General features: G+C 71.4%; 16 protein-coding genes. 7 read left to right on the top strand and 9 right to left on the bottom strand.

Annotated features, from left to right (window positions below; all coding sequences use genetic code 11):
* Window positions 1-24: 24 nt before the first annotated feature.
* A complete protein-coding gene (locus E5083_RS13285) occupies window positions 25-2,487 on the bottom strand; it encodes an N-acetylmuramoyl-L-alanine amidase (RefSeq protein ID WP_135785847.1) in 2,463 nt (820 codons plus the stop codon).
* A gap of 156 nt (window positions 2,488-2,643) precedes the next feature.
* On the opposite strand from E5083_RS13285, the gene recO reads away from it, so the two are divergent.
* Genes recO through E5083_RS13270 form a run of 3 tightly spaced genes read left to right on the top strand, consistent with a single transcriptional unit; the run spans window position 2,644 to window position 4,881 of the window.
* Entirely contained in the window at window positions 2,644-3,390 is a 747-nt protein-coding gene (recO, locus tag E5083_RS13280) for a DNA repair protein RecO (protein WP_031179636.1), read from the top strand.
* Between the two features lie 30 nt (window positions 3,391-3,420).
* The gene (locus E5083_RS13275) at window positions 3,421-4,275 is read left to right on the top strand and encodes an isoprenyl transferase (protein WP_135785846.1); all 855 of its coding nucleotides are present in this window, start codon (window positions 3,421-3,423) and stop codon (window positions 4,273-4,275) included.
* A gap of 57 nt (window positions 4,276-4,332) precedes the next feature.
* Window positions 4,333-4,881 carry a YcxB family protein gene (locus tag E5083_RS13270; protein WP_135785845.1) on the top strand — a complete coding sequence of 183 codons (549 nt, stop codon included), beginning with the start codon at window positions 4,333-4,335 and terminating at the stop codon, window positions 4,879-4,881.
* Window positions 4,882-5,008: 127 nt separating this feature from the next.
* On the opposite strand, the gene E5083_RS13265 is transcribed toward E5083_RS13270, so the two are convergent.
* From E5083_RS13265 to E5083_RS13250, 4 genes are all read right to left on the bottom strand, one after another.
* On the bottom strand, window positions 5,009-5,425 hold the full coding sequence (locus E5083_RS13265; RefSeq protein WP_135785844.1) for a Fur family transcriptional regulator: 417 nt from the start codon (window positions 5,423-5,425) through the stop codon (window positions 5,009-5,011).
* Window positions 5,426-5,813: 388 nt separating this feature from the next.
* Window positions 5,814-6,707, bottom strand: a complete 894-nt coding sequence (locus tag E5083_RS13260) for a metal ABC transporter permease (protein WP_135785843.1) — start codon at window positions 6,705-6,707, stop codon at window positions 5,814-5,816.
* Window positions 6,707-7,486 carry a metal ABC transporter ATP-binding protein gene (locus tag E5083_RS13255; RefSeq protein WP_135785842.1) on the bottom strand — a complete coding sequence of 260 codons (780 nt, stop codon included), beginning with the start codon at window positions 7,484-7,486 and terminating at the stop codon, window positions 6,707-6,709. Before E5083_RS13255 ends, E5083_RS13260 begins: the two co-directional genes overlap by 1 nt.
* Window positions 7,483-8,454 carry a metal ABC transporter substrate-binding protein gene (locus tag E5083_RS13250; protein ID WP_135785841.1) on the bottom strand — a complete coding sequence of 324 codons (972 nt, stop codon included), beginning with the start codon at window positions 8,452-8,454 and terminating at the stop codon, window positions 7,483-7,485. Before E5083_RS13250 ends, E5083_RS13255 begins: the two co-directional genes overlap by 4 nt.
* Before the next feature lie 229 nt (window positions 8,455-8,683).
* Here E5083_RS13250 and E5083_RS13245 point away from each other — a divergent pair, with 229 nt between their 5' ends.
* The 3 genes from E5083_RS13245 (at window position 8,684) to E5083_RS13235 (ending at window position 11,860) form a co-directional block, all read left to right on the top strand.
* Window positions 8,684-10,066, top strand: coding sequence for a glycine--tRNA ligase (locus E5083_RS13245; protein WP_086692524.1), 1,383 nt, complete (start codon window positions 8,684-8,686; stop codon window positions 10,064-10,066).
* A 147-nt stretch (window positions 10,067-10,213) separates the two neighbouring features.
* The gene (locus E5083_RS13240; protein ID WP_135785840.1) at window positions 10,214-11,224 is read left to right on the top strand and encodes an aldo/keto reductase; all 1,011 of its coding nucleotides are present in this window, start codon (window positions 10,214-10,216) and stop codon (window positions 11,222-11,224) included.
* A 39-nt stretch (window positions 11,225-11,263) separates the two neighbouring features.
* Entirely contained in the window at window positions 11,264-11,860 is a 597-nt protein-coding gene (locus E5083_RS13235; RefSeq protein WP_135785839.1) for a TetR/AcrR family transcriptional regulator, read from the top strand.
* Between the two features lie 40 nt (window positions 11,861-11,900).
* On the opposite strand, the gene E5083_RS13230 is transcribed toward E5083_RS13235, so the two are convergent.
* From E5083_RS13230 to E5083_RS13220, 3 genes are all read right to left on the bottom strand, one after another.
* Window positions 11,901-13,052 (bottom strand): serine hydrolase domain-containing protein, encoded by a 1,152-nt coding sequence (locus E5083_RS13230; RefSeq protein WP_135785838.1) that lies wholly within the window; start codon window positions 13,050-13,052, stop codon window positions 11,901-11,903.
* A gap of 60 nt (window positions 13,053-13,112) precedes the next feature.
* A complete protein-coding gene (locus E5083_RS13225; protein WP_135785837.1) occupies window positions 13,113-13,337 on the bottom strand; it encodes a hypothetical protein in 225 nt (74 codons plus the stop codon).
* A gap of 72 nt (window positions 13,338-13,409) precedes the next feature.
* Complete coding sequence (locus E5083_RS13220; protein ID WP_135785836.1) at window positions 13,410-14,843, bottom strand: MFS transporter; 1,434 nt, start codon at window positions 14,841-14,843, stop codon at window positions 13,410-13,412.
* A gap of 178 nt (window positions 14,844-15,021) precedes the next feature.
* Here E5083_RS13220 and E5083_RS13215 point away from each other — a divergent pair, with 178 nt between their 5' ends.
* On the top strand, window positions 15,022-15,894 hold the full coding sequence (locus E5083_RS13215) for a helix-turn-helix transcriptional regulator (protein WP_135785835.1): 873 nt from the start codon (window positions 15,022-15,024) through the stop codon (window positions 15,892-15,894).
* A gap of 10 nt (window positions 15,895-15,904) precedes the next feature.
* Here the strand turns inward: E5083_RS13215 and E5083_RS13210 are convergent, their stop codons facing one another.
* Window positions 15,905-17,350 carry an MFS transporter gene (locus E5083_RS13210; RefSeq protein WP_135785834.1) on the bottom strand — a complete coding sequence of 482 codons (1,446 nt, stop codon included), beginning with the start codon at window positions 17,348-17,350 and terminating at the stop codon, window positions 15,905-15,907.
* Between the last annotated feature and the right edge of the window lie 43 nt (window positions 17,351-17,393).

The raw sequence follows: 17,393 nt of genomic DNA, 5'->3' as shown, positions 1-17,393 counted from the left end.
AGGCCGCCGGCCAGAGCGATCAGCTCAGTTGAGGACCGCGATGCCGTCCGTGGTGACCGTCGGACGACCCGACGTGCCGACGACCACGATCTTCAGGGTGTGCTGGGCCGCGCTGCTCCAGGTCTTGGTCCACATCGCCTGGCGGTAGGCCGTGGTGGCCGACTTGAGGTCGACGGTGGTCTGCAGGGTGCCGTCGACGTAGATCTTCACCGCGCCCGAGGTGCTCGCGCGCGAGGCGATCCACGCGACCGAACGGCCCTTGAAGGTCCAGGTCAGCGAGGCGTTCTTGGTGCCGGAGCTGGCGGAGTAGCCGCCCAGGTAGCTGCTGCTCGCCCGCTTGCTCCAGGTGCCGGTGGCCTTCGCCGAACTCTCCTGGAGCAGGGTGGCCGTCCGGGTGACCGAGGCGGTCGCCGTGTTGCCGGCCAGGTCGGTGGCGGTGAGGCCGAACTTGGTCGCCGTCGCCGACTTGGCGGTGGCGGCCCAGCTCGTGGAGGTCGCCGTCAGGGTCTTCGCGGTCGGCGAGGTGGCGGCCTGCGAACGCAGCCCGTTGTCGTCGGCCGCCTTCCAGGTCACCGTCACCGGCACGGCCGCCGTGTTGACCGTGCCCTTGCCCAACTGCGCGGTCGGCGCGGTCGGGTAGGTGGGCCGCGTGGTGTCGGCGGTCACCGTGACCGCTGCCGAGGTGGCGGTCTTGCCCGAGACGTGGGCCGCCCGCACCTGGACGGTGTGCCGGCCCGAGGTCAGCTTGACCGAGGCAGACGTGGCCGTGCCCGCGACCTTCGCCACGGAGGTGCCGTCCACGAGGACCTCCGCGCCCGAGAGCAGCGAGGTGGGCGTCGACGTCGACCAGCGCACGGTCGCCGTGGTGCCGGTGACGTACCCGGTGCCCGAACGCACCGCGCCGAGCGCGGAATCCACGCTGGTGACCCCGACCCCGGCCGGGGGACCGGCCGCGTAGGAGCGGACGGTGTCGAGCTTGGCGTAGAGCTGGTTGCCGGGGCAGTCGGTGGCGAAGCCGTTGCGGTGCCCGGAGACGGCGTTCAGGGTGTACGCCTTGCCGAACGTGAAGCCGTAACTGTCCTTGGCGCCCTCGGTCAGGGAGCTGGTACCGGTCGGGCTGACCCCCGACATGCCGAGCTTCCACGCGGCGATCCGGGAGATCGCGGTCACCATGGCCTGGCTCGGCGTCGCACCGACGATGGTGCTCGCCTTGGAGTCACCACCGCTGAGGTCGGTGTACGTGCCGATCGCGGCGATGCCCATGGAGTCCGTGTTGAACCCGTAGGTCTGCGCGCCGGTCACCGGCATCGAGGCGCCCCCGAACCGGCCCTCGAAGATCGTGCCGCACTTGTCGACCAGGAAGTTGTAGCCGAGGTCGCGCCAGCCCTGGTGCAGATGCAGCGCGTACAGGCTGCGCACGATCGAGGGCGAGTCGGCGCAGGAGTAGGCGTTGGTGGTGTCGGTGTGGTGGACGAACACCGCCTTCACCGTGCGGCCGTAGTCCGGGTAACCGGTGTCCCGCGCGCACTCGTCCGCGCCCCAGCCGGCCCGCGTGACGAACGGGGGAGCGGGCACCTTCGTCGCCGGGGGCTGCGCGGGCAGCGGGCTCGGCATCGTCTGCGGCACGGCCGAGGCGCTCGCGCACGAGGGGTAGGCGGCCGACAGCGAGGGCAGGTAGCCCGGCGCGGTGGGCGACGCACTGGTGGGCGGTGCCGTCGAGGTGGGTGCGGTGGGCGAGGCGGGGGCGGTCGTCCCGGCGTCGGTGCTCTGGGAGGGCTCGACGGTGGGGGTGGGCGTTTCCTCGGCCGGTGTCTCCGTCGGGGAGTCGGTGGGCGCGGGCGTCGTCTCCGTCGGGGTGTCCGAGGGGGTCTGCTCCGGCGTGGAGGCCGTCTCGGGGTCCGTCGGCTGGTCGGTCGGGGTCTCCTCGCCGTCACCGGGCATCGCGTAGGCGGCCGAGTCCATGGCGGGGGTGGTGGCGCCGCCCTTGCCGGGGTCCACCAGGTCGACGGTCAGGCCCTTCGGGAGCGCCTTGCCGTCCGCCTTCACCTGCACACCGTCGGAGGGCCCGGCCCACAGCGGGGCGGTGCCGCCGCGCACTCCGGCCCGGTCGCGCTCGGCGGGGTCGGGCTGCGCGTCACCGGCGCCGAGCGCCTGCCAGTCGGACCATGTGCCGGTCGCGGAGGACCGGGTGCGGACCCGTACCGTCCCGTCGAGGCGGACACCCGGGTCCTGCCAGCTCACCGCCAGCATCCGGAACGCCTTGGTCGAGCGGGCCGCGAGCGTGCGCTCGCCCGCCGAACCGGTCAGGTCCAGCGAGTCCACCGAGGTGTGCACCACCTGCGGCCCCCCGGCCGCCGTGCCGGTGTCCGAGGTGGCGCGCAGGGCGACGACCGTGCCCGTCCCCGCCACCAGCACGGTCCCGGCGGCGAGCCATATCCTGGCCCGTCTCCCCCGCGGCGCCCGCGCGCCGCCTGCCTCTGTTCTCATGTCCAGCCTCTCCCCTTGCCGCCCACAGGCGGCCCGTGCGCACACATGCGTCACGTCCAGCGGGATCGTAGAGCCGGGCGTGGGGCCGGTCACAGCCGGGGGCGGATAACCGGAGTGCCGCCTTCGCGGGTCCGGGCGTGGGCGAGAATGGACGGCATGAGTCTGTTCCGCGACGACGGCATCGTGCTGCGCACCCAGAAGCTGGGCGAGGCGGACCGGATCATCACCCTGCTGACCCGAGGCCACGGCCGGGTGCGGGCGGTGGCACGCGGGGTACGGCGCACGAAGTCCAAGTTCGGGGCCCGGCTGGAGCCGTTCTCCCACGTCGACGTGCAGTTCTTCGCGCGCGGCAGCGAGCTGATCGGGCGCGGGCTGCCGCTGTGCACCCAGAGCGAGACGATCGCCCCGTACGGCGGCGGCATCGTCACCGACTACTCCCGCTACACCGCCGGCACGGCCATGCTGGAGACGGCCGAACGGTTCACCGACCACGAGGGCGAGCCCGCCGTACAGCAGTATTTGCTCCTGGTCGGCGGCCTGCGCACCCTCGCGCGCGGCGAGCACGCCTCCAACCTGGTCCTGGACGCCTTCCTGCTCCGCTCGCTCGCCGTCAACGGCTACGCGCCGACCTTCGGCGACTGCGCCCGGTGCGGGATGCCGGGGCCGAACCGGTTCTTCTCCGTCGCCTCGGGCGGCTCCGTGTGCGTGGACTGCCGGGTGCCGGGCAGCGTGGTCCCCTCCCCGCAGACCCTGATGCTGCTGGGCGCGCTGCTTACGGGAGACTGGGAGACCGCGGACGCGGCCGAGGCGCGGCACGTCCGCGAGGGGAGCGGCCTGGTGTCGGCCTACCTGCACTGGCATCTGGAACGGGGACTGCGCTCCCTGCGCTACGTAGAGAAGTAAGCAGCAAGCACGGCTGAGGAGACGAGAAGCATGGTCGTACGCGGATTTCTGGGGGGCCGGCGCCGGGAGTACCAGGCGCCGGAACCGCACCCGTCCGGCGCCCGCGCGCCGAAGCTTCCCGGTGAGCTGGTCCCCGAGCACGTGGCGATCGTCATGGACGGCAACGGGCGCTGGGCCAAGGAGCGGGGACTGCCGCGTACCGAGGGGCACAAGGTGGGCGCCGAGCAGGTGCTCGACGTGCTCCAGGGGGCGATCGAGGCGGGCGTCCGCAACATCTCGCTCTACGCCTTCTCCACCGAGAACTGGAAGCGCTCGCCCGACGAGGTCCGCTTCCTCATGAACTTCAACCGCGACTTCATCCGCAAGTCCCGCGACCAGCTCGACGCGCTGGGCATCCGGGTGCGGTGGGTCGGGCGCATGCCCAAGCTGTGGAAGTCGGTGGCGAAGGAACTCCAGGTCGCGCAGGAGCAGACCAAGGACAACGACCTCCTCACCCTGTACTTCTGCATGAACTACGGCGGCCGCGCCGAGATCGCCGACGCCGCCCAGGCCATCGCCGAGGACGTCAAGGCCGGCCGCCTGGACCCCGCCAAGGTCACCGAGAAGACCGTCCAGAAGTACCTGTACTACCCCGACATGCCCGACGTCGACCTCTTCCTCCGCCCCAGCGGCGAACAGCGCACCTCCAACTACCTGCTCTGGCAGAGCGCCTACGCGGAAATGGTCTTCCAGGACGTCCTCTGGCCCGACTTCGACCGCCGCGACCTGTGGCGGGCATGCGTCGAATTCGCCTCGCGTGACCGCCGGTTCGGGGGCGCGGTCCCTAATGAGGAGCTGCTGGCGATGGAGGCGGCGATGAAGGGCGACGACTCGGCGTCGTCCTGATCGCCCGTGTCCCCTTACGATCCCTCTTCACGATCATGGAATTGGGGAGGGATCGTCATGGGCGGGGAATCCGTCGGCGATGTAATGCCGGACGCGGCCGGGGACACGGTGGAGCTGATGTACCGGCCGGTGGCCGCGGACTTCACCGCCGCACTGCGGGCGCGGCACAAGGTCGGCCGGCTGGGGTGGCTCCAGCGCTGGGCGCCCTACGTGGTGGGGGTCGGCTTCGTGGCCTGGGCCGCGCTGTTCGTCGCCCGGGGCGAGAGTCCTCCGGTGGGCTGGACGGTGGGGCTGCTCCTCGCCGTGGCCGTGCTGCTGCTGTCGCCCTGGCTGACGGGGCGTCAGCTTCAGCGGCTCAGCGACGCGCAGGGCGTGTTCCGGGTCACCGTGACCGAGGGCGGTCTCACGCTGGCCAACGACACCAGCTCGTCGTCCCTCACCTGGGCGGCCCTCCCTCGCTACCTGGAGACCCCCCGCCTCTTCGTCCTCCTCAGCGCGGACCCCAACGCCACCGGCTTCACGGTCCTCCCCAAGCACGGCCTGCCGGACCGGGCTTCTGTGGACCGGCTGCGCGGGATCTTGGACCGAAACATCACGCGCTGCTGAGTCTGGCCGTGGCGTGCCTGGCGGTAGCCCAGGGGTCGCGCGGGGTGGTGGGTGGAGGTCGGAAGGCTCGGCGGGGCTGGGGGCCTGGCCCGGCCGGGGAGCGTGGTCCGCTGGAGATGCCGCCTGCTCAGCGGGGCGCCGCCGCGCAGTCAGCGCAGGTGCCGAAGATCTCCACCGTGTGGGCGACGTTCACGTAGCCGTGTTCGGAGGCGATGGCCTCGGCCCACTTCTCCACGGCGGGGCCCTCCACCTCGACGGCCTTGCCGCAGGTGCGGCAGACCAGGTGGTGATGGTGCTCGCCCGTGGAACAGCGGCGGTAGACCGACTCCCCGTCCGAGGTGCGCAGCACGTCGACCTCACCGGCCTCGGCCAGGGACTGGAGGGTGCGGTAGACGGTGGTGAGCCCGACCGAGTCGCCCTTGTGCTTGAGCATGTCGTGGAGATCCTGCGCGCTGCGGAACTCGTCGACCTCGTCGAGGGCCGCCGCCACCGCCGCGCGCTGCTTCGTCGCCCGGCCCTTCACGGGCGGTCCAGCGGTCGTCACCGGGTGCCTCCTCACATCTGCGCCTCTGACCGGCCCATTGTGCCAGCCGTTACCCCCGACGGTCAGACGCGAAAGCGCCTCCGGCGGTTCGGGGGGCTTGGGCCGAGCCCGGGTGGGGTGGATCGCGGGCTCGGCCGGGGCTGCCCGTGGGGGCCTGTCGCGGGGGTCGGCTCTTTAGCCCCCTTGAGATCGGCTCGCCGGGCTTGCCTTCGGCCGGTCGCGTAGTGGGGGAGTGGCGCTCGGCCGGGGTTGTGGTGAGCCAGGGGTGCCCGTCGGGTCCCCGCACCCGGCGCCGAGAGCGTCTGCATGGCTGGCGGGTTGCGGCCGGTCCGGGCTCTGGGAGGCCAGGCCCCGCCGCTAGGGCCCCGGCGTGTGACGGGAACCGGAGTCAGACGCCGACCTCGTCCCCCGCCTGCCGCGTCGCCGGGATCGCGCATTCCACGGGGTCTCCGGTGGGCCGGCTCGCTCGGGCGCGGCGGCGGGCCAACGGGGTGGCGACGGCGGTCATGAGGGCAAAGGCGGCGATGGTGAGGAGGACGATCGTGGCGCCCGGCGGGACGTCCTCGTAGAACGAGGTGATCGTGCCGCCGATGGACACCGTGACGCCCAGGGCCACCGCTATCGCGAACGTCGCCGCGAAGCTGCGGGTCAGTTGTTGGGCGGCGGCCACCGGGACCACCATGAGCGCCGACACCAGGATCAGGCCGACGACACGCATCGCCACGGTGACGGTGACCGCCGCCGTGACCGCCACGAGCAGGTTCAGCGCGCGTACCGGCAATCCCGTGACCCGCGCGAACTCCTCGTCCTGACTGACGGCGAACAACTGCCGCCGCAGCCCCAGCGTCACCGCGACCACCGCCGCCCCGAGCACGAGGATCGCGGTCACGTCGGCCGGCGCCACCGTGGACAGCGAGCCGAAGAGATACGACGTGAGGTTGGCATTGGACCCACCCGGCGCGAGGTTGACGAAGAGCACCCCGCCCGCCATACCGCCGTAGAACAGCATGGCCAGCGCGATGTCACCCCGCGTCCTGCCGTACCACCGGATCAGCTCCATCAGCACCGACCCCGCCACGGAGACGAGCGTCGCCATCCACACCGGCGACGAGTTCAGCAGGAAGCCGAGCCCGACACCGGTCATCGCCACGTGCCCGATGCCGTCACCCATCAGAGGCTGGCGGCGCTGCACGAGGTAGATGCCGATCGCCGGCGCGATGACGCCGACCAGGACGGCCGCGAGCAGCGCCCGCTGCATGAAGGCGTAGTTCAGGAAGTCCATCAGCTCAGCAGTCCCGTACGGATCGGTTCGGCGCCCTCGTGCGGATGCACGTGGTCGTGGCCGGGCAGGGCGTGCTGGCCTACGGCCTTCGGCGGCGGCCCGTCGTGCAGCACACAGCCGTCCCGCAGCACCACCGCACGGTCGATCAACGGCTCCAGCGGCCCGAGTTCATGCAGCACCAGCAGAACGGTCGCCCCGGCGCCCACCTGCTCGCGCAGGGTCGCCGCCAGCACCTCCTGGCTGGCGAGGTCGACGCCCGCCATCGGCTCATCCATGATCAAAAGCTCCGGCTCGGACACCAGCGCCCGGGCGATCAGCACCCGCTGGTGCTGGCCTCCCGAGAGCGCCGTCACCGAGTCCTTGGCCCGGTCCGCCATGCCGACCAGCTCCAGCGCCCGCTCCACCGCCTCCCGGTCCGCCTTGCGGAAGAACCCGAAGCGGGTCCGCGCCAGCCGCCCCGACGACACGATCTCGGACACCGTGGCCGGCACGCCCCCTGCGGCCGAGGTGCGCTGCGGGACGTAGCCGACGCGGGCCCACTCCCGGAAGGACCGCAACGGCGTCCCGAACAGCTCGATGGCACCGGAGGTGGCCGGCACCTGCCCGATCGCGGTCCGCACGGCCGTGGACTTACCCGAACCGTTGGCCCCCAGCAGCGCCACGACCTCACCGGGCCGCACGCTCAGGTCGATGCCCCGCAGCACCGGCCGCCCGCCCAGCTCGGCCCGCACGTCCCGCAGGGTCAGCACAGGCGCCGACTCCCGCTCCACGCTGGTCACTTGGACCCCAGCGCGCTCTGCAGGGCCTTGAAGTTGGCCCGCTGGACGGCGAGGTAGTCCTGCCCGCGCGACTTCTTCGTGATGCCCTCGATCGGATCGAGCACGTCCGTCTTGAGGCCCGCGTCCCCGGCGACGGTCTTCGCCGTCTTGTCGCTGACCAGCGTCTCGTAGAACACCGTGGACACCCCGTCGGCCTTGGCCAGCTTCTGCAGCTCCCGCACCCGGGCCCCGCTCGGCTCGGACTCGGGGTCCAGCCCGCTGATCGCCTCCTCGGTGAGCCCGTACCGCTCCGCGAGGTAACCGAAGGCCGCGTGGGTCGTGATGAAGACCTTGGACCGGGTGTGCGCCAGCCCCTCCTTGAAGTCCGTGTTCAGCTCGTCCAACTGCTTCACCAGGGCCGCGGTGTTCTTCTTGTAGTCCGCCGCGTGGTCCGGGTCCGCCTTCTCGAAGGCCCGGCCGACCCCCTGGGCGACCTCGGCGTACCGCACCGGGTCGAGCCAGATGTGCGGGTCCTTGCCGTCCTCCCCCTCGTGGTCGTGGCCCTCGTGCTCGTCCTCGTGCTCGGCGGCATGGCCCCCGACCTCGGTGCCGTGCTCCTCCAGCGTGGTCAGCGTGGCCGCGTCGATCTTCGTCCGCACCGGCGACTGGTCCACCGCCTTGTCCACCGACGGCTGGAGCCCCTTCAGATAGAGGACGGCGTCGGACCGCTCCAGGCCGCCTATCTGCTGCGGGCTGATCTCCAGGTCGTGCGGCTCCTGGCCGGGCGAGGTGAGGGTGGTCACGTGCACGTGGTCCCCGCCGATCCGCTCCGCGAGGTAGGTCATCGGATAGAAGGAGGCGACGACGTCGAACTTCCCCGTGCCCCCCGATGCGGCGCTGCTGTCCGAGCAGGCGGACAGCGTCCCCAGGCCCAGCGCGGTGACGGCCGCTATCGCGGACCCGGATATGAGGCGTCGTCGTACGTTCATGACAGTCATTTTCAACAAAGTTGGAAACGATTGTCAACAAGCTGACCGTCCGGAGCTCGCGACGCGGAGTCTCCGGGTCGGCTTGGTAAGGGTTAGGGCGGGCTTCGACGGCTTCGGGAGGGGGGCCGACGGGGGCCGATTTGGCCGTGGGGGAGCATGCGCCGGTAACCTGAATCATTCGCTGGAAGCATCTCGCTTCAACGCCCGTCGTCGTAATGAAGAGAGCACCGTGGCCGCCGACAAGATCGACACCATCGTCAGCCTGAGCAAGCGCCGTGGCTTCGTTTTCCCCTGCAGTGAGATCTACGGCGGACAGCGTGCCGCCTGGGACTACGGACCGCTGGGTGTCGAGCTCAAGGAGAACATCAAGCGTCAGTGGTGGCGCTACATGGTGACGTCGCGCGAGGACGTGGTCGGTATCGACTCGTCCGTCATCCTGGCCCCCGAGGTCTGGGTCGCCTCCGGTCACGTCGCCACCTTCACGGACCCGCTGACCGAGTGCACCTCGTGTCACAAGCGGTTCCGCGCGGACCACCTGGAAGAGGCGTACGAGGAGAAGAAGGGCCACGCCCCGGCGAACGGCCTGGCCGACCTCAACTGCCCGAACTGCGGCAACAAGGGCACCTTCACCGAGCCCAAGCAGTTCTCCGGCCTGCTCTCCACCCACCTCGGCCCGACCCAGGACTCCGGCTCCGTCGCCTACCTGCGTCCCGAGACCGCCCAGGGCATCTTCACCAACTTCGCCCAGGTGCAGACCACTTCGCGCCGCAAGCCGCCCTTCGGCATCGCCCAGATGGGCAAGTCCTTCCGCAACGAGATCACGCCCGGCAACTTCATCTTCCGGACCCGCGAGTTCGAGCAGATGGAGATGGAGTTCTTCGTCAAGCCGGGCGAGGACGAGGAGTGGCAGGAGTACTGGATGCAGCAGCGCTGGAACTGGTACACCAACCTCGGCCTGCGCGAGGAGAACATGCGCTGGTTCGAGCACCCGAAGGAGAAGCTCTCCCACTACTCCAAGCGCACCGCCGACATCGAGTACCGCTTCTCGTTCGGCGGCTCGGAGTGGGGCGAGCTGGAGGGTGTCGCCAACCGCACGGACTACGACCTCGGCGCGCACGCCAAGGCGTCCGGCCAGGACCTCTCCTACTTCGACCAGGAGGCCGGCGAGCGCTGGACCCCCTACGTCATCGAGCCCGCCGCCGGTGTCGGCCGCACCATGCTGGCCTTCCTCCTGGACGCCTACACCGAGGACGAGGCGCCCAACGCCAAGGGCAAGATGGAGAAGCGCGTCGTGCTCCGCCTCGACCACCGCCTCGCGCCGGTCAAGGTCGCGGTGCTCCCGCTCTCCCGCAACCCCGAGCTGTCTCCGAAGGCCAAGGGTCTCGCCCAGGCGCTGCGCCAGAACTGGAACATCGACTTCGACGACGCCGGCGCCATCGGCCGCCGCTACCGCCGTCAGGACGAGATCGGTACCCCCTTCTGCGTGACGGTCGACTTCGACACGCTCGAGGACAACGCGGTGACCGTGCGCGAGCGCGACACCATGAAGCAGGAGCGGGTTTCCCTCGACCAGATCGAGGGCTACCTCGCCGCCCGTCTGATCGGCGCCTGACCTTCGCATTCCCCCCCACCCTCCTGCCCGGTCCCCCGGGTCGGAGGGTGGGCTTTTTCGTGTCTGGAGGGGGTCTACCCGCAATCCGCTGACAACTAACAACTGACAGATATTGAATTCTGTCAGTCCACGTGCCAGGCTGGACGCATGACGATCCCTACGCGAAATCTCGGAACCACCGGCCCCCAGGTCTCCGCCCTCGGTCTCGGCTGCATGGGTATGTCGGGCATGTACGGAGAAGCGGACCGCCCGGAGGCCATTCACACGGTGCACGCCGCTCTGGAAGCAGGCGTCACCCTCATCGACACCGGCGACTTCTACGCCATGGGTCACAACGAAATGCTGGTCGGCGAAGCCCTGCGCACCGCCCCGGCCCACCTCCGTGACAACGCGGTGCTGAGCGTGAAGTTCGGCGCCCTGCGCGACCCGGACGGCGCCTGGCTCGGCTTCGACGGCCGGCCCGCCGCGGTGAAGACCTTCGCCGCCTACTCCCTCCAGCGCCTCGGCGTGGACCACATCGACATCTACCGCCCCTCCCGCCTCGACCCGGACGTCCCGATCGAGGAGACGGTCGGCGCGGTGGCGGAACTGGTGGAGAAGGGATGGGTGAAGCACATCGGCCTCAGCGAGGTCGGCCCCGAGACCATCCGCCGGGCCGCCGCCACCGCACCGATCTCCGACCTCCAGATCGAGTACGCGCTGATCTCGCGCGGCATCGAGCGGGAGATCCTCCCCACCCTGCGCGAGCTGGGCATCGGCGTCACGGCGTACGGCGTGCTCTCCCGCGGCCTGCTCTCCAACCACATCTCCGCCGACCGCGACTTCGCCGCCACCGACTTCCGCGCCTTCTCGCCCCGCTTCCAGGGTGAGAACTTCCGGCACAACCTGAGCCTGGTCGACTCCCTCCGCAAGATCGCGGAACAGAAGGGGGCCACGGTCGCCCAGATCGCCATCGCCTGGGTCCTCGCCCAGGGCTCCGACATCGTGCCGGTCATCGGCTCCCGGACCCGCGAGCGGCTGTCCGAGGCGCTGGGTGCGCTGGACATCACCCTGGACGCGGCCGACCTCGCCGCCATCGAGGAGGCCGTCCCGGCCGACGCGGCGGCCGGCGAGCGGTACGCCCCCGCGCAGATGGCCATGCTGGACAGCGAGCGATGAGCAGGAACCGGTGACCGGCGCGCCGGGTACGGTCTAGGCATGGCAGCGACCGAGACCCTGACCGCCGAGCGCATCCTCGAGGCAACGGAGGAGGTGCTGCGCCGCCACGGCCCGGCCAAGGCCACCGTGGTCGACGTGGCCCGCGCTCTCGGCGTCAGCCACGGCAGCGTCTACCGCCACTTCCGCACCAAGGCAGCACTGCGCGAGGCGGTCACCAAGCGCTGGCTGGACCGCACCTCGGAGCGGCTCGCGGTCATCGCCGGGGAGGAGACCCCCGTCGAGGAGCGGCTGCGGGACTGGCTCGCCACCCTGTTCGAGGCCAAGCGGCACAAGGCGGGTGACGATCCCGAACTCTTCGCCACCTACAGCGTGCTGGCCGAGGAGAGCGGGGCGACGGTCGGCGAGCACATCACCGACCTCACCGCTCAGCTCGCCCGGATCATCGAGGACGGCGCCGAGTCCGGCACCTTCCGCGCCGCGGACCCGGCCGCCGAGGCCCGCGCCGTCTTCCAGGCCACCGCCCGTTTCCACGACCCCTGTTACGCACGTGAGTGGCAGCAGCCCGGTATCGAGGAGGACTTCAAGATGATCGTCGACCTGCTGATACGCGGGCTGGGCGCACCCGCCAGGCCGTGAGCCGGGTCAGGCGGTGACCGGCTTCGGCCCGTGATTCCGGTCAGGCGGTGACCCGCCAGAAGTCGCGCACCACCGCGGGCGGGGTCGGGCCGGTCATGGCGACCTGCGTGAGCAGGACGGTCACCTTGCCGGTTGCCGGGACCAGATGGGCCGCGGTGCCGGTGCCGCCGACCCAGCCGTAGCGGCCGGGCACGTGCCACGGTTCGGTGCGGTCGATGTCGACCGAGCCGCCATAGCCCCAGCCCTGGCCCTCCAGGAAGAGCGGGCTGCTCTCCCGCTGGGCCGGGGTGAGCTGGTCGCTGGTCATCCGGGCGACGGACTCCGGCGAGAGCAGCCTGCGGCCACCGCCCTCACCGGCCGCTTCACCTCCGGCCAGCAGCATGCGTGCGAAGGCCAGATAGTCGTCGGCGGTGGAGACCAGGCCGCCGGCGCCGGAGGGGAAGGCGGGCAGCCGGTCCCAGCCGTCGTTGAAGGTCTCGGCCACCTTCAAGGTGCCGTCGGGGTCGGGCTGGTAGGCGGTGGGCAGCCGGTGCAGATCCCGTTCCGGTACCGAGAAGCCCGTGTCCTTCATATCGAGTGGCTCGAAGATCCGCTCGGCCAGGAAATCCGGCAGTGACTGGCCCGTCGCCCGTGCGATCAGGGCGCCCTGAAGATCGGAGGAGGTGTTGTAGAGCCAGGATTCACCGGGCTGGTGGAGGAGCGGCACCTTGGCGAACTCGGCCAGCAGCTCGTCCATGGCGGGCACCGCGTGCGGGGCGAACCCGCCGCGCTGCAGCTCGAACAGCGGGGCCACGGCGGGCAGCGAGAAGTCCGACGGGAACCCCCACCCGCACCGGGAACTGAGCACGTGTTCCACGGTGATGGGCCGCTCGACCGGCACCAGGTCGTCCACCGGCGACGCGGGCGTCCGCACCACCATCGGCGCGGCCAGCTCGGGCAGCCAGCGCGACACCGGGTCGTCCAGCCCGACCAGCCCCTCGTCGACGAGCATCAGCAGCGCGGCGGCGGTCACGGGCTTGGTGACGGAGGCGAGCCGGAACAGCGAGTCCCGCTCCAGCGGCACGGTCCGGCCGGTGTCCGTGTGCCCGACGGCCACCGCCTCCACCTCGTCCCCCCGGGCGACGAGGCCGACCACGCCGGGCAGGCTCCCGTCGTCCACGTGCCGGCGCAGGGTGTCGTGCAGTGCGGTCATGGGGCTCGCCTTCCGGTCGGCGCGGGTGTCATGGGGTACGACTCCCATGGCGCCGTGAATTCATCGCCGGGCGGGGTCCAGGGTCGCCTGATGGGCCTCGGCCAGGTGCTCCGTCGCCGGTTGCTCGTCCGTCGGTGTCCAGGGCAGGTGCCGGGTGCCCCGGCTCCAGCCGCAGGTGCCGCAGCCGAAGGTCCGCTGGAGTCCGGCCCGCTCCACCCGTACGACGTGTTCCCGGCCGTGCCGGTCCCATCGGCGCACGCTGGTGCCGATTCTGTTGTCGGTCATGCCCGGAGTGTGCGGCACGCGGGGCGGGGCGAGGGGCGGAAGTCCGGGTGGGAACTATCACAGGGTCCCGGCTCAACCCACCTCGCGGGGCAGCCGGAGGCTCAGCAGACCGGTGGCGAGGATCGCCGTGAGCTGGGTGGCCAGGGCGATCAGCAGGGCGTCCCGCATCCCGAGGTGCGGGACCAGGGTGAGGAAGAGGGCGCCCAAGGTGGCCACGCCCAGGGCGAACGACGCCTGCTGGGTCGTCGTCAGTACCCCGCTGCCCACCCCGGCACGGGCGGCCGGGACCTCGGAGAGCACGATCCGCAGCACATTGGGGAGCTGGAGCGCCTGGCCCGCTCCGGCGACGGCGGCGCCGGGCAGCAGGCCGGCGAGCCCCAGGCCGGGCCAGTCCCGCCACACCGCCAGCACGATCAGCAGTACGCCCACCCCCTGGAGCACCGCCCCGGCGCCCACCACCCGCGTACCGAAGCGGGCGATCAGCCGGGGTCCGGCCAGCGAGACGAGGAGGAAGGAGACCGCCATCGGCGCCAGCGCCAGACCCGCACGTACCGGACCCAGACCCGCGCCCTGTTGGAGGCCCAGCGCGATGACGAACATGAACCCACTGAATCCCAGGCAGAACGGCACCACGATCAGCAGCCCCCGTCGCAGCGACGGGGTGGCGAACAGACTCGGCGGCAGCAGCGGGGTGCGGCCCAGCCGGTCCAGGCGCCGTTCCACCCTCCAGAACGCCCATCCCGCCACCGGGAACACGGCGAGCGAGACCCACGTCCACAGCGGCCAGCCCGTCGCGCGGCCCTCGGTCAGCGGGGCGAGCAGCGCCAGCAGGGCCACGGCCAGCAGCACGGTGCCGGGGACGTCGACCGGCTCGGGGTGCCGGGCGCGGGTGTCGGGGACGTGGCGGACGGCGAGGATCAGGCCGAGCACGACCACGGGCACGTTCACCAGGAAGATGGAGCGCCAGCCGGTGCCGGCGATGTCCGCAGCGACCAGGACACCGCCGAGTATCTGGCCGACCACCATGGACAGGCCGGCCGTCGCCCCGTACAGGCTCATCGCGTGGGCACGGCGGCCACCGGTGGTCGTGGACTGGATGGTGGCGAGCACCTGCGGCAGCATCAGCGCGGCCGACGCGCCCTGCGCGGCCCGCGCCGCGACCAGGGTCCACGCGTCCGGGGCGAGCCCGCACGCCAGCGAGGTCAGCCCGAAGGCGGCCATGCCGCCGATGAACAGCCGGCGCCGACCGAACAGGTCACCGAGGCGTCCGCCGAGCACGAGCAGGACGGCGTACGTGACGCCGTATCCGGCCACGACCAGCTCCAGCAGCGCCTCGCTCGCGGAGAGGTCGCTGCCGATGGCGGGGAGGGCGACGTTGACGATGAAGAAGTCGACCAGGGGGAGCGAGGCGGCCAGCAGGACGGTCACCAGGCCCGCCCCGCTCAGGGAGGGCGCCGCCGCCGGAGCGCGTACGGACGGCGCGGTGGAGAGGGTGGTCTCGGTCATGCCACCGAGCGTGCGCCCGCCCTCAGACGGGTACCAGAGTGTGCCGATCCTGGTACCGGAAGTACCCGCCAATGCCCTGGGACGGCCCTTGGCCCGCCCGGAGCCTGGTAGTGGCGGGCGCTCATCCTGGTGGCAGGAGTACCTGGCAACGGTGTCCGGGCGGAGGCACCCTGGAACCATGACGACCTTGGCCCAGGAAAGCGCCGCCCCCGAGGTGAAGGGCGCGGAGATCCGGCGCCACGAGCTGGCCGCGTTCCTGCGCAGCCGCCGTGAGCGGATCACCCCCGAGCAGGTGGGGATGCCGCGCGGGGCCCGGCGGCGTACGCCGGGTCTGCGCCGGGAGGAGGTCGCGCAGCTCTCCGCGGTGGGCGTGACCTGGTACACCTGGCTCGAACAGGCCCGCAACATCCAGGTGTCCGTACAGGTCCTCGACGCCCTCGCGCGCACCCTGATGCTGGACCCCAGCGAGCGCGCCCACCTCTTCCAACTGGCCGGGGCCGCCGACCCGACGCCCGCCGCGATCTGCCCCAGCATCACCCCGGCGCTGCGCGCGACCCTGCGCCAGATGGAGCCGTTCCCGGCGGCGGTGCAGAACAGCCGGTACGACATCCTGGCCTACAACCGCACCTACGCCCGGCTGCTGTGCGACATGGACGCGATCCCGCCCGAGGACCGCAACTGCGTCCTCCTCGCCTACTCGAATCCCGAGTGGCGTTCCTCCATCGTCCACCTCGACGAGGCCCTGCGGCTGATGGCGGCCCGCCTGCGCGCCTCGCTCGCCGGTCACCTCGGCGAACCCGCCTGGAAGATGCTCCTCAAACGCCTCCAGGCATACCCCGAGTTCCGCGAACACTGGGAGCGCTACGAGGTGGTCGGCAGCCGCTCCAAGACCAAGGAGTTCCTCAACCGCCACGTGGGCCACCTCACCCTGGAACACACCGACCTCTGGCTCTCCCCGGACCAGGGCCCCCGCATGGTGATCTACCCGCCCAAGAACGAGGAGTCCCGAGAACGCCTGGAGAAGCTGCACGCGATGGCGCTGGAGGGCTGAGTCGGGGCGATCAGCCGGACGTACCCACGGGCTGCCGGACCTCCGCCGTCTCCAGCCGCTCGGCCGTCCGCTCCGCTGTCCGGTGGGCCCAGCGGCCGCTGGTCAGGAGGCCGAGGATCAGGACGGCGGCGCCGCAGGCGGCGAGAATCCACCAGCCGGGGCGGGCGGCGGAGACGAAGGTGTCGCGATAGGGAGAGGAGCCGATGCCCGCGGCCAGGACCGCGCCGATGACGGCGACGCCGAGGGTCTGGCCGAGCTGGCGGCTGGTGGAGGCGACCGCCGCCGCGACGCCCGCCTGGGCGCGGGGCATGCCGGAGACGGCGGTGTTGGTGATGGGGGCGTTGACGAAGCCGAAGCCGATGCCGAAGAGGACGTAGCCGAGGAAGAGGGTGACGTTGGAGGTCTCGGCCTCGAAGAGGGCGAAGAGCAGACCGCTCACGGTCATCGCCGCGCCCGCGATCAGCAGGGGCAGTCGCGGCCCCCGGCTGCCGACCAGCCGTCCGGACAGCGGGGCGCACAGCAGGGTCGGCACCGCCATGGGCAGCATCCACAGGCCGGCGTGCAGGGCGTCGAGACCGCGTACGTTCTGCAGGTACAGCGTGGACAGGAAGAGGAACCCGCCCAGCGCGGCAAAGGCGCTCACCGCTATCCCGGTCGCCCCGCTGAACGGCGCCGAATGGAAGAAGCGCAGGTCGATGAGGGGTTCGGCGCGCCGGGGCTCGTAGATCAGGAGGGCCAGCAGGGCGGCGACGGCCACGGCGGCGAAGGGGAGCACCTGGGCGAGGCTCGCGTCCGGCGCCTCGATGATCGCGTAGGTCAGCGAGCCGAAGAGGGCGATCACCAGCACCTGGCCGACCGGGTCCGGGCGGCGCGGCCGGGGCGCGCGGGACTCGGGGACGAAGCGCAGGGTGAGCAGCAGCGCGGCGAGGCCGACCGGCAGGTTGACCCAGAAGATCGAGCGCCAGCCGACCGACTCCACCAGCAGCCCGCCCGCCAGCGGACCGGCGGCCATGGAGATGCCGACCACCGCGCCCCAGACGCCGATCGCCCGCGCCCGTTCGCGCGGGTCGGTGAAGGTGTTGGTGATGATCGACATGGCGACCGGGTTGAGCATCGAGCCGCCGACCGCCTGGACCATGCGGAACACCACGAGGAGTTCCAGGTTCGGCGCGAGCGAGCACAGCAGGGAACCGGCGGTGAAGATCACCAGTCCTGCCATGAAGACCCGTTTGCGGCCGATCCGGTCCGCCGTGGACCCGGCCAGCATCAGCAGCGAGGCCAGCACCAGCGTGTAGGCGTCGATCGCCCACTGGAGACCGGAGGTGGTGGCGTGCAGCTCGCGCTGCATCGAGGGCAGCGCGACGTTCAGGGCGGTGTTGTCCAGGCTCACGATCAGCAGGCTCATGCAGCAGATCGAGAGCACCAGCATCCGCCGCCGGTGACTCAGCTCGGGCATGCGTCCCATCGTACGCGCTTCGATAGTGCGGCTAACTAATGAC

The sequence above is a fragment of the Streptomyces bauhiniae genome, assembly GCF_004784475.1.
GTDB classification, from domain to species: domain Bacteria; phylum Actinomycetota; class Actinomycetes; order Streptomycetales; family Streptomycetaceae; genus Streptomyces; species Streptomyces seoulensis.
Note: the sequence above shows the minus strand (reverse complement) of the source record. Positions and strands in the feature narration are given on the sequence as shown.

Bases quoted from the DNA above. Each gene is read 5' to 3' on its own strand.
- E5083_RS13285 (WP_135785847.1), bottom strand. From the start codon at position 2,487: ATGAGAACAGAGGCAGGCGGCGCGCGGGCGCCGCGGGGGAGACGGGCC.
- recO (WP_031179636.1), top strand. From the start codon at position 2,644: ATGAGTCTGTTCCGCGACGACGGCATCGTGCTGCGCACCCAGAAGCTG.
- E5083_RS13275 (WP_135785846.1), top strand. From the start codon at position 3,421: ATGGTCGTACGCGGATTTCTGGGGGGCCGGCGCCGGGAGTACCAGGCG.
- E5083_RS13270 (WP_135785845.1), top strand. From the start codon at position 4,333: ATGGGCGGGGAATCCGTCGGCGATGTAATGCCGGACGCGGCCGGGGAC.
- E5083_RS13260 (WP_135785843.1), bottom strand. From the start codon at position 6,707: ATGGACTTCCTGAACTACGCCTTCATGCAGCGGGCGCTGCTCGCGGCC.
- E5083_RS13250 (WP_135785841.1), bottom strand. From the start codon at position 8,454: ATGAACGTACGACGACGCCTCATATCCGGGTCCGCGATAGCGGCCGTC.
- E5083_RS13240 (WP_135785840.1), top strand. From the start codon at position 10,214: ATGACGATCCCTACGCGAAATCTCGGAACCACCGGCCCCCAGGTCTCC.
- E5083_RS13235 (WP_135785839.1), top strand. From the start codon at position 11,264: ATGGCAGCGACCGAGACCCTGACCGCCGAGCGCATCCTCGAGGCAACG.
- E5083_RS13230 (WP_135785838.1), bottom strand. From the start codon at position 13,052: ATGACCGCACTGCACGACACCCTGCGCCGGCACGTGGACGACGGGAGC.
- E5083_RS13225 (WP_135785837.1), bottom strand. From the start codon at position 13,337: ATGACCGACAACAGAATCGGCACCAGCGTGCGCCGATGGGACCGGCAC.
- E5083_RS13220 (WP_135785836.1), bottom strand. From the start codon at position 14,843: ATGACCGAGACCACCCTCTCCACCGCGCCGTCCGTACGCGCTCCGGCG.
- E5083_RS13215 (WP_135785835.1), top strand. From the start codon at position 15,022: ATGACGACCTTGGCCCAGGAAAGCGCCGCCCCCGAGGTGAAGGGCGCG.
- E5083_RS13210 (WP_135785834.1), bottom strand. From the start codon at position 17,350: ATGCCCGAGCTGAGTCACCGGCGGCGGATGCTGGTGCTCTCGATCTGC.